Source organism: Streptomyces sp. NPDC086077 (assembly GCF_040686175.1).
Lineage (GTDB): Bacteria > Actinomycetota > Actinomycetes > Streptomycetales > Streptomycetaceae > Streptomyces.
In genome coordinates this window covers 1-9,823 of the sequence record NZ_JBFBJT010000203.1, presented here as the reverse complement: position 1 = coordinate 9,823, position 9,823 = coordinate 1, and the positions used below count along the sequence as shown (strand labels likewise).

Sequence of the window (9,823 nt, the reverse complement as noted above, 5' to 3'; positions counted from 1 at the left end):
CTCCCCCGAGGGTGTGTTTCTCGTTTTCCGGAGGGTCGATCATGCCAAAGAGACGGCGGACCGCCCAGCCCCCGGGGCGGCCACCGTCTCCCTACTGACGGAACATTCAGTCCAGTTGGGGACCGACCACCCATTCTCCCCGGCGCATCACGCCCTTGAGGTCGAAGCCGGCGTCCAGGATCACCAGGTCGGCGTCCTTGCCGGGCTCCAGGGAGCCGATCCTGTCGTCCATCCCCAGCAGCCGCGCCGGGTTGGCGGACAGGGCCCGCACGGCGTCCTCGACCGGGATCCGGTCGATCGTCACCGCCCGCTTGAAGGCCCGGTCCAGAGTGAGCGTGGAGCCGGCGATCGAGCCGCCCTCGACCAGCCGGGCCACGCCCTCGCTGACCTCGACCTCCAGCGGGCCCAGCATGTAGCGGCCGTCGCCGAAGCCGGCCGCGTCCATCGCGTCCGTGATGAACGCGACCCGCTCCGCGCCCGCGTGACGGAACGCCAGCTCCAGTGCTGCCGGGTGCAGATGCGTACCGTCGTTGATCAGCTCGACGGTGACGCGCTCGTCCTCCAGCAGGGCGGCGATCGGGCCGGGGGAGCGGTGGCCGAGCGTGGGCATCGCGTTGAAGAGGTGCGTGGCGACCGTCGCGCCCGCGTCGACGGCCTCGACGGTCTGCTCGTACGTCGCGTCCGTGTGCCCTACCGCCGCGATCACGCCGTGCTCCACCAGCAGCCGTACGGAGTCGATGCCGCCCGGCAGTTCGGTGGCGAGGGTCAGCATCCTGGCCTGGCCGCGTGCCGCGTCGATCAGCTTGCGCACGTCCGCCGGCTGCGGGTCGCGCAGCAGTTCCTCGGAGTGTGCGCCCTTGCGGCACGGCGAGATGAACGGGCCCTCGAAGTGGATGCCGGCGATCTCGCCCTGCTCGGCCAGCTCGGACAGCAGGCCGGCGCGGTGGGTGAGGAAGTCCATGTCGCCGGTGACCGTGGAGGCGACCAGCGTCGTCGTGCCGTGCAGGCGGTGGGTGCGGATGCCGTGGAGGACCTCGTCGACGGTGCCCGAGGTGAAGGAGGCTCCGCCGCCGCCGTGGTTGTGGATGTCCACGAAGCCGGGGACGATCCAGTGGCCGGCGAGGTCGATCACCTCTGCGCCGGCCGGGGCATGGGGGGCGATGCGACCACCCTGGACGACCACCTGGCCGTCGTCGGCGACTCCCGTGGGGAGAACTACGCGGGCACCTGTGAGGATCGAGACGTCGGGAGGCGTCTGCGGGTGCGTGGGGGCTGGTCGCGCAGTTCCCCGCGCCCCTGGGTCGGCGGCCATCAGGTCGTTACCTCCGTACGGTCGGTGGAGTCGAGGAGATCCCAGGCCAGCAAGCCGGCTCCCAGGCAACCCGCGGTGTCCCCGAGGGCCGCGGGGATGATCGTCGGCAGCTTCTGGAAGGTGACGCGCTGCTGGACGGCGTCGCGCAGTGGTGTGAACAAGGTTTCCCCCGCCTCCGCGAGCCCGCCACCGATGACGAGCGTGCGCGGGTCCAGCAGGGTGAGGGCGGTGACCAGGCCGTCGGCGAGGGCGTCGACGGCCTGCTGCCAGACCTGCGCGGCGCGGGTGTCGCCGGACTCGACCGCCTTCGCGCAGTCCGCGGCGTCCGCCTGGGGATCGCCGGTCGCGGCGGCCCACGCCTCGCTGACCGCCGACGCCGAGGCGAACCGCTCCAGGCAGCCGTGCTGGCCGCAGGGACAGGGGGTGCCGCCGGGGCGTACGACGACATGGCCGATCTCGCCCGCGAAGCCGTGCGCGCCCGACTCCACCCGGCCGTCGATGCCGATGGCGCCCGCTATGCCGGTGCCGAGCGCCACGAACAGGAAGCGGTCGGCGCCCCGGCCGGCGCCGATCCGGCCCTCGGCGAGGCCGCCGGTGCGCACGTCGTGGCCGAGGGCGACAGGCAGGCCGCCGAGCCGCTCGGTGAGCAGGGCGCGCAGCGGTACGTCACGCCAGCCGAGGTTGGCCGCGTAGGCGGCGATGCCCTGCCGTTCGTCGACGATGCCGGGCACGGCCACCCCGGCGGCGACGGCGGGGGCACCGAGGTTCCGGTCGCCGTGGGCGTGGAGTTCCGCGGCGAAGTCGAGGATGCCGTCGACGACCGCCTGGGGACCGCGCGCGCGGCCGGTGGCGCGGCGCGCCTGGTGCAGGAGGGTGCCGTCCGCCCCGACCAGGGCGGCCTTCATCCCGGTGCCGCCCACATCGAGGGCGATGACGTGTCTCACGGGGGACAGTGTGGCCCGTGCACCCGGAAGAGGTCTAGTCCACTTGCGTGGTGTAGACCTTAATCCGTAATTCGGACGACGTGAACGACGTATGGACAGGTGGGCCACAGCGTGCAGCGGCGGGGCAGAAGAGGAATGATCGCGGTGATGTCCGCACTGGGCATGACGGCGGTTCTGGGTGGCTGCGGCCTCACCGGAGGTTCCGACGACGTCACGCTGAGACTTGTGGCCGCGGACTACGGCGACACCGCGGCGAACAGCTCCAAGAAGTACTGGGCGAAGCTGGTCGACGCCTACGAGGCCGGCCATCCCGGCGTCCGGGTCGAGGTCAGCGTGTACTCCTGGAGCGACGTCGACCGCGAGGTCAAGGAGATGGTCGACGCCGGGAAGGCGCCCGACATGGCGCAGATCGGGGCGTACGCCGACTACGCGGCCGACGATCTGCTCTACACCGCGGACGACCTGCTCTCCATACCCGTCCAGGCCGGTTTCTCCTCCGCCTTCGCGGGGGCCGGACAGGTCAACGGGGTGCAGTACGGCATGCCGTTCGCCGCCTCCACCCGGCTGCTCTTCTACAACAAGGAGCTCTTCGAGGAGGCCGGCCTCACCCCGCCGACCACCTGGGCGGAGCTGGCCGACGCCGCCGAGGCGCTGAAGGCGGACGGCGTGAAGTACCCGTACGCGCTGCCGCTCGGCTCGGAGGAGGCGCAGGCCGAGACCATGCTGTGGCTGCTCAGTGGGGGCGGCGGCTACACCGACCCGGTCGGCAGGTACACCATCGACTCCGCGGAGAACGTCGCGACCTTCACCTGGCTGCGCGACCAACTGGTCGGCGAGCAGCTCACCGGGCCGGTCGCCCCGGGCAAGCTCGACCGGGCCGACGCCTTCGCCGCCTTCGCCAAGGGCGAGGTCGGCATGCTGAACGGCCATCCCTCGCTGATGAAGACGGCCGAGAAGCACGGCGTGAAGTACGGCATGGTGCCGCTGCCCGGCGTGGAAGGCGAGTCCAAGGCCACCATGGGCGTCGCCGACTGGATGCTCGCCTTCAAGCAGAACGGCCACAAGGAACAGGTCGGCGAATTCCTCGACTTCGTCTACAGCGAGCGGAACGTCCTCGACTTCTCCCGCGAGTACGACCTGCTGCCGGTCACCAACCCCGCCTCCGAGGCGATGAGCGGCGCGGCGCAGGACCGGGACCTGAAGCCCTTCCTGGACGAACTCGCCCTTGCCGAGCTCTACCCGGTGGGCAAGACGTCCTGGGCGTCGATCAGCGCGGAGGTCAAGAAGCGGATCGGCTCCGCCGTGGCTCCGGGCGGCAGCCCGGCGGCGATCCTGGGCCAGCTGCAGTCGACGGCCACGACGGCGGAGAGCTCGGCGGCGGGGTAGCGCCGCTGTCGGTGGGGGCGGCTACCGTGCGGAGCATGGACCAGGAGCAGCTCGCGCGACGGGAACAGGACATCCTCGCCCTGGAGCGCCGTGGCTTCCCGGGCCCCGGCGCCAAGGAGCGCGCGATACGCGAGGAGCTGGGCCTGGCCCCCGTCCGCTACTACCAGCTGCTCAACGCCCTGCTCGACGATCCCCGCGCGCTGGCGCACGACCCGGTGACGGTCAACCGGCTGCGGCGGATACGGGAGCGACGCCGTGCGGAGCGCCAGGCCGACGGCGCCTAGGGCCTGTCCGGCGTGAACCGCCGGGCGGGCACCGGGTCGATAAGGTCGCCGTATGGGCAGCCACGAGACCGAAACCGGCAAGACTCTCCCGACGCCCGCCACCTCCGCCGGGCGGGCCGGGCTCGACGCGATCCTCGCGCGGCCCGGCAAGGCGGTGATCGCGCTCGACTTCGACGGGACCCTCGCCCCGATCGTGCCCGACCCCGAGCAGGCCCGAGCCCACCCGGACGCCGCACCGGCGCTCGCCGCCCTCGCCCCGAAGGTGGCCGCCGTCGCGGTGGTCACCGGCCGCCCGGCCGACGTCGCCGTACGCCACGGCGGCTTCGCGGGCGTACCCGGCCTGGAGCACCTCGTCGTCCTCGGCCACTACGGGGCCGAGCGCTGGGACGCGGTCAGCGGCGAGGTCAGCGCCCCCGCCCCGCACCCCGGCGTCGCCGCCGTCCGTGCGGAACTGCCCGGGCTTCTCGACCGCTCCGGCGCCGGGCCGGGCACGTGGACCGAGGACAAGGGCCGCGCGATCGCCGTCCACACCCGCCGTGCCGGCGACCCGCAGGCCGCGTTCGACGCGCTGCGCACGCCCCTGACGGACCTCGCCACCCGGCACGGCCTGATCGTCGAGCCCGGCCGCCTGGTCCTCGAACTGCGCCCGCCCGGCATGGACAAAGGTGTGGCCCTGCTCGACTACGTCCGGGAGCTGGGCGCCGAGTCCGTCCTCTACGCCGGCGACGACCTCGGCGACCTCCCCGCCTACGCGGCGGTCGGCACGCTCCGCTCCGACGGCACCCCCGGCCTGCTGGTGTGCAGCGGCAGCGACGAGGTGACCGAACTGCGGGAGCGCGCCGACCTGGTGGTCGCGGGTCCGGAGGGGGTCGTGCAACTGCTGGCGGGACTCGCGGCCCATCTGAGGACGTGACCGCACCCGGAGGCCCCCGGGCGTCCGGGGTCAGTCCGTGGGCCGGTCCCGCAGGGCGTGGAGCTGGTCGAGGAACCACTGGGACGGGGGCAGCGCCGTGGCGGTCGCCGCGAGCCGCTTGGCCCGTTCGGTGCGTTCGGCGGGGCGCATCGTCAGGGCCTCGTGGAGCGCTGCGGCCGTGCCGGTGACGTCGTACGGGTTCACCCCGATCGCGTCCTCGCGCAGTTCCTCGTAGGCCCCGGCCTCCCGGGACAGGACCAGCGCGCACCCCTTGTCGGAGACGACGGGCACCTCCTTGGCGACCAGGTTCATGCCGTCGCGGATCGGGTTCACCAGTGCCACGTCCGCGAGCCGGTAGGCGGCCAGCGAGCGGGCGAAGTCGTCCTTCACGTGCAGCACGACCGGCGTCCAGCCCGGCGTCCGGTACCGCTCGTTGATCTCCTCGGCCACCCGCTGCACCTCGGCCGTGTAGTCGCGGTACACGGCGAGGTCCTGGCGCGAGGGGTAGGCGAAGGCGACGTGGACCACCCGTTCGCGCCACTCGGGGCGGTCGTCGAGGAGCTGCCGGTAGGCCAGCAGCCCGCGAACGATGTTCTTGGACAGCTCCGTCCGGTCGACACGGACGATCGTCTTCCGGCCCTCGCCGATCTCCGTGCGCAGTGCGGTCATCCGCTCCTCGACGTCCGGCTCGTGCGACCGCTGCCGCAGGAAGTCGGCGTCGGCCCCGAGCCCGTGCACGCCGACCCGGGTCTCGCCGAGCCCGTCGGCGAACGCCTCGCAGCACGCCGTGAAGGCGTCCGCCCACCGCCGGGTGAGGAAGCCGAGCCGGTCCGCGCCCAGCATGCCCCGCAGCACCTGCCCGGCGACGTCGTCCGGCAGCAACCGGAAGTACTCCGGCGGCGCCCACGGCGTGTGCGAGAAGTGGCTGATCCGCACGTCCGGCCGCAGCCCGCGCAGCATCCCCGGCACCAGCGTCAGGTGGTAGTCCTGCACCAGCACCGCCGCACCCTCGGCGGCCTCCTGGGCCAGCGCCTCGGCGAACGAGCGGTTGTAGGCCTCGTACGACGCCCACTGCCGCCGGAACTGCGCGTCGAAGACCGGCTCCAGAGGCGTCTGGTACAGCATGTGGTGCACGAACCACAGCACGGAGTTGGCGACGCCGTTGTACGCGTCGGCGTGCACGTCGGCCGCGATGTCCAGCATCCGCACGCCCGACTCCCCGACGCCGCGCCGCACCGCCTCGCGGTCGCCGTCGCCGAGGGCGGAGCACACCCACAGCGCGCCGGCGTCCGGGCCGATCGCGGAGAGGCCGGAGACGAGTCCGCCGCCACCACGTTTGGCGTGCAGCGAGCCGTCGTCACGCACCTCGTACGAGACCGGGCCCCGGTTGGAGGCGACCAGTACCTGCGCAGGACCGTACGTCGAAGCCATACGCCTCAACCTAGCCCTCTCCTGATCCGCTCAAACGTACGGTTCGAGCCCGAAACGGGACCGTATACAGCCGTATCCCACGGTCAGGCCACCTTCCGGGCCGCGTACTCCGCGATCTCCACCATCGGTGGCCGCTCCTCCGTGTCCACGGAGTACGTCCGCGGCTCGAACCCGTCCTCCACCCGCTCGAACTGGGTGAGGCAGGGGCGGACGAGCTGGCCGCGGGCCAGCCGCAGCTGGGCCGTGCGGTAGATCGCCGCCGCCATCCGGCCCAGCGCCTGCCCGTCCTGGTGCCGGTGCTTGCGCACCCCGACGTCCACCTGGGCGAGGGCGTCGAGCCCGACCAGATGCAGGGAGTCCACCAGCATGCCCAGCTCCACGCCGTACCCGACCGGGAACGGCAGCTGCTCCAGCAGTGAGCGCCGGGCCGCGTACTCGCCGCCGAGCGGCTGGACGAAGCCGGCCAGCTGCGGCCAGTGCAGGTTCAGCAGCGGGCGGGCCATCAGCTCGGTCACCCGGCCGCCCTGCCCGGCCGCGTTGCCCAGGGGGCGGTCGTACATCCCCTTCACGAGGGCGATGTCGGGGTCGGTGAGCAGCGGGCCGACGATGCCCGTGACGAAGTCCGAGGAGAACTCCCTCAGGTCCGCGTCGATGAAGCAGACGATGTCGCCGCGGGTGACGAGCAGGGAGCGCCACAGCACCTCGCCCTTGCCGGGGACGGGCGGGATGCGCGCGAGTATCGCGTCGCGGTGCGCCACCCGGGCGCCCGCCGCGGCCGCCACCTCGGAGGTGCGGTCGGTCGAGCCGGAGTCGACCACGACGACCTCGTCGACCAGCGGGACCTGTTCCATGAGGTCGTGCCGGATCGCGGCGACGATGTCGCCGACGGTCTCCTCCTCGTTGAGCGCGGGCAGCACGACACTGATCGACTGGCCCGTGCCGCGCTTCGCGGCCAGGATCTTGTGGAGCGGACGGTCGGCCAGCGACCAGGAGCGGGTGCTCAGCCAGCGCTCGACTTCCTCCAGCACAGTCCGGTGCTCCTCTGCGTTCTCTCGGCGAGCGGACCCGTTCTGTGATCCATCTCGCGGTTCGGACGACTATCTCAACTGTCCTGGCCTTCGGTTACAGTCTTGAACAACGCTGGTGACCATCGCATGTCGGGGGTCGTCGGCTCTCACCACCGCACAACAACCACATACAGCTCATCCAGAGGGGCAGAGGGAAACGGCCCGTTGAAGCCCCGGCAACCCTCCAGTCGGTTCTCGTAGATCGTTCTTGATCGTTCCGCGAGGCTCCCGGCTAGGGAAGGTGCCAATTCCGTCTCACGGCGAGATGCGTCGTGAGGAAGATGAGGAGAAAGGGCCTCGCCTCACATGGCTGTGCAGACTGTTGAAGGCAGCACCAGCAACTCCACCGTCGACCTCGGTCCCGCCGCGGCGCTGTCCTGCCGCGAATGCGGCCACCGTGTTCCGCTCGGCCCGGTCTTCGCCTGCGAGGAGTGTTTCGGCCCGCTGGAGGTCGCATACGACTTCTCCGCGTACGACGCCGAGGAGCTCCGCAAGCGCATCGAGGCGGGCCCGGCGAACATCTGGCGTTACGCCCCGCTGCTGCCCGTCCCGGCCGACGTGGCCGGCAAGCCGAACCTGAACCCCGGCTGGACCGAGCTGGTCCGGGCCGACCGTCTCGCGGGTGAACTCGGCGTCGAGCCCGGCAAGCTGTTCGTCAAGGACGACTCCGGCAACCCGACCCACTCCTTCAAGGACCGGGTGGTCGCCCAGGCCCTGGAGGCCGCTCGGGCCTTCGGCTTCACCACCCTCTCCTGCTCGTCCACCGGCAACCTCGCGGGCGCCGTCGGCGCCGCCGCCGCCCGGGCCGGCTTCCGCTCCTGCGTGTTCATCCCGCACGACCTGGAGCAGGGCAAGGTCGTCATGGCCGCGGTCTACGGCGGCGAACTCGTCGGCATCGAGGGCAACTACGACGACGTGAACCGTTTCTGCTCCGAGCTGATCGGCGACCCGGCAGGCGAGGGCTGGGGTTTCGTCAACGTCAACCTGCGGCCGTACTACGCGGAGGGGTCCAAGACCCTGGCGTACGAGATCTGCGAGCAGCTCGGCTGGCGGCTGCCCGACCAGATCGTGGTGCCGATCGCCTCCGGCTCCCAGCTCACGAAGATCGACAAGGGGCTGCAGGAGCTGATCGAGCTCGGGCTCGTCGAGGACCGGCCGTACAAGATCTTCGGGGCGCAGGCGGAGGGCTGCTCGCCGGTGTCGACCGCGTTCAAGTCGGGGCACGACGTCGTCCGGCCGCAGAAGCCGCACACCATCGCCAAGTCGCTGGCCATCGGCAACCCGGCCGACGGGCCGTACGTGCTGGACATCGCGCGGCGCACCTGCGGCGCGGTGGAGGACGTGACGGACGAGCAGATCGTGGACGCGATCAAGCTGCTCGCGCGGACCGAGGGGATCTTCGCCGAGACAGCGGGCGGGGTGACCGTCGGGGTCACGCGCAAGCTGGTCGAACTCGGCGTGCTGGACCCGTCACTGACGACCGTCGTGCTGAACACCGGGGACGGTCTGAAGACGCTGGACGCGGTGGCGGGTACGGGTCTGACGGCCACCATCCGGCCCAGCCTGGAGTCGTTCCGCGAGGCCGGACTCGTCTGAACCGTCATGCTGCGGGCCGGCGGGGGCCGGCCGCGCGGTTCCCCTGCCCCCAGGTCTGTCATTCCACCGGAGGTTTCAACGTGAGCGTCACCGTCCGCATCCCCACGATCCTGCGCACCTACACCGGCGGCCAGGCCGAGGTCCCCGCCGAGGGGGCGAACCTCGGTGAGGTGATCGCCGATCTGGAGAAGAACCACACCGGTATCGCCGCCCGGGTCCTGGACGACCAGGGCAGGCTGCGGCGGTTCGTCAACGTGTACGTCGACGACGACGACGTCCGCTTCGAGCAGGGCCTGGAGACGGCCACTCCGGACGGTGCCGGCGTGTCCATCATCCCGGCGGTCGCCGGCGGCTGAACGGCCCGCTGAAACGCCCTCGCATTACCGTGAGTAACTCAGGTTACTCAATGTTCATCGAGCTGCCCCCTCCGTGAGAGAAGCGGAGGGGGCAATTCAGTGTGGTTGAGCGCGGTAGAGTTGGGGAACGCGTCGCGGCTCCACATGCCGGGCGCATATGAGTTCCGGCTCCGATGCGATGAGAAGTAGCCAAAGTGTGTGGCTCTTTTACGTCTTTCATTCCTTTTATGGAGCCCGACTTGCCCTGAATCCGGGCGAATTCTCCGCAAATTACCGACCGCCGACGCCCAGATTTCTCGTCCGATTGACCTGTTGCAGACGGCAGTTGGACAGATACATTCAGCCGCGGTCGACGCGTTCCGGCGCACGCCCCTCAGCAAATGGCGGGCGAGGTCTGACCCGGATCCGCGAAGTGTGGATCTGTGCAAGGGCCAGTAATAGGGGAGTTAGGCATGGCTCAGGGCACCGTCAAGTGGTTCAACGCGGAGAAGGGGTACGGCTTCATCGCGGTCGACGGTGGTGCGGACGTCTTCG

Annotated in this window: 10 protein-coding genes and 1 riboswitch; of the genes, 6 read left to right on the top strand and 4 right to left on the bottom strand. The window is 71.1% G+C overall.

What is annotated here, in order from left to right:
- Positions 1 to 106: 106 nt before the first annotated feature.
- Entirely contained in the window at positions 107 to 1,312 is a 1,206-nt protein-coding gene (gene nagA, locus AB0O67_RS34245) for an N-acetylglucosamine-6-phosphate deacetylase (protein WP_365458938.1), read from the bottom strand.
- Positions 1,312 to 2,256, bottom strand: coding sequence for an ROK family protein (locus tag AB0O67_RS34240; RefSeq protein ID WP_365458935.1), 945 nt, complete (start codon positions 2,254 to 2,256; stop codon positions 1,312 to 1,314). The genes nagA and AB0O67_RS34240 overlap by 1 nt, the downstream gene beginning before the upstream one ends.
- Positions 2,257 to 2,403: 147 nt before the next feature.
- On the opposite strand from AB0O67_RS34240, the gene AB0O67_RS34235 reads away from it, so the two are divergent.
- Genes AB0O67_RS34235 through otsB form a run of 3 tightly spaced genes read left to right on the top strand, consistent with a single transcriptional unit; the run spans position 2,404 to position 4,839 of the window.
- A complete protein-coding gene (locus AB0O67_RS34235) occupies positions 2,404 to 3,642 on the top strand; it encodes an extracellular solute-binding protein (RefSeq protein ID WP_365458932.1) in 1,239 nt (412 codons plus the stop codon).
- A 35-nt stretch (positions 3,643 to 3,677) separates the two neighbouring features.
- Positions 3,678 to 3,926 (top strand): DUF3263 domain-containing protein, encoded by a 249-nt coding sequence (locus AB0O67_RS34230; RefSeq protein WP_365458929.1) that lies wholly within the window; start codon positions 3,678 to 3,680, stop codon positions 3,924 to 3,926.
- A 52-nt stretch (positions 3,927 to 3,978) separates the two neighbouring features.
- Positions 3,979 to 4,839 carry a trehalose-phosphatase gene (gene otsB / locus AB0O67_RS34225; RefSeq protein WP_365458926.1) on the top strand — a complete coding sequence of 287 codons (861 nt, stop codon included), beginning with the start codon at positions 3,979 to 3,981 and terminating at the stop codon, positions 4,837 to 4,839.
- A 30-nt stretch (positions 4,840 to 4,869) separates the two neighbouring features.
- Here the strand turns inward: otsB and AB0O67_RS34220 are convergent, their stop codons facing one another.
- Together AB0O67_RS34220 and AB0O67_RS34215 are read right to left on the bottom strand one after the other, a co-directional pair.
- Positions 4,870 to 6,270, bottom strand: a complete 1,401-nt coding sequence (locus AB0O67_RS34220) for a trehalose-6-phosphate synthase (RefSeq protein WP_365458923.1) — start codon at positions 6,268 to 6,270, stop codon at positions 4,870 to 4,872.
- An 83-nt stretch (positions 6,271 to 6,353) separates the two neighbouring features.
- Positions 6,354 to 7,298, bottom strand: coding sequence for a glucosyl-3-phosphoglycerate synthase (locus AB0O67_RS34215; RefSeq protein WP_365458920.1), 945 nt, complete (start codon positions 7,296 to 7,298; stop codon positions 6,354 to 6,356).
- A gap of 171 nt (positions 7,299 to 7,469) precedes the next feature.
- Positions 7,470 to 7,625, top strand: a riboswitch (SAM riboswitch).
- Between the two features lie 18 nt (positions 7,626 to 7,643).
- Between AB0O67_RS34215 and thrC the strand changes: the two genes are divergently transcribed.
- From thrC to AB0O67_RS34200, 3 genes are all read left to right on the top strand, one after another.
- Positions 7,644 to 8,933 carry a threonine synthase gene (gene thrC, locus AB0O67_RS34210; protein WP_365458917.1) on the top strand — a complete coding sequence of 430 codons (1,290 nt, stop codon included), beginning with the start codon at positions 7,644 to 7,646 and terminating at the stop codon, positions 8,931 to 8,933.
- An 80-nt stretch (positions 8,934 to 9,013) separates the two neighbouring features.
- Positions 9,014 to 9,289 carry a MoaD/ThiS family protein gene (locus AB0O67_RS34205; protein ID WP_365458915.1) on the top strand — a complete coding sequence of 92 codons (276 nt, stop codon included), beginning with the start codon at positions 9,014 to 9,016 and terminating at the stop codon, positions 9,287 to 9,289.
- Positions 9,290 to 9,741: 452 nt separating this feature from the next.
- A partial coding sequence (locus AB0O67_RS34200; protein WP_365458941.1) for a cold shock domain-containing protein occupies positions 9,742 to 9,823 on the top strand: 82 nt, incomplete at its 3' end.

Coding starts and splice junctions, on each gene's coding strand:
- AB0O67_RS34220 (WP_365458923.1), bottom strand. CDS start 6,270: ATGGCTTCGACGTACGGTCCTGCGCAGGTACTGGTCGCCTCCAACCGG.
- AB0O67_RS34235 (WP_365458932.1), top strand. CDS start 2,404: ATGTCCGCACTGGGCATGACGGCGGTTCTGGGTGGCTGCGGCCTCACC.
- otsB (WP_365458926.1), top strand. CDS start 3,979: ATGGGCAGCCACGAGACCGAAACCGGCAAGACTCTCCCGACGCCCGCC.
- AB0O67_RS34230 (WP_365458929.1), top strand. CDS start 3,678: ATGGACCAGGAGCAGCTCGCGCGACGGGAACAGGACATCCTCGCCCTG.
- thrC (WP_365458917.1), top strand. CDS start 7,644: ATGGCTGTGCAGACTGTTGAAGGCAGCACCAGCAACTCCACCGTCGAC.
- nagA (WP_365458938.1), bottom strand. CDS start 1,312: ATGGCCGCCGACCCAGGGGCGCGGGGAACTGCGCGACCAGCCCCCACG.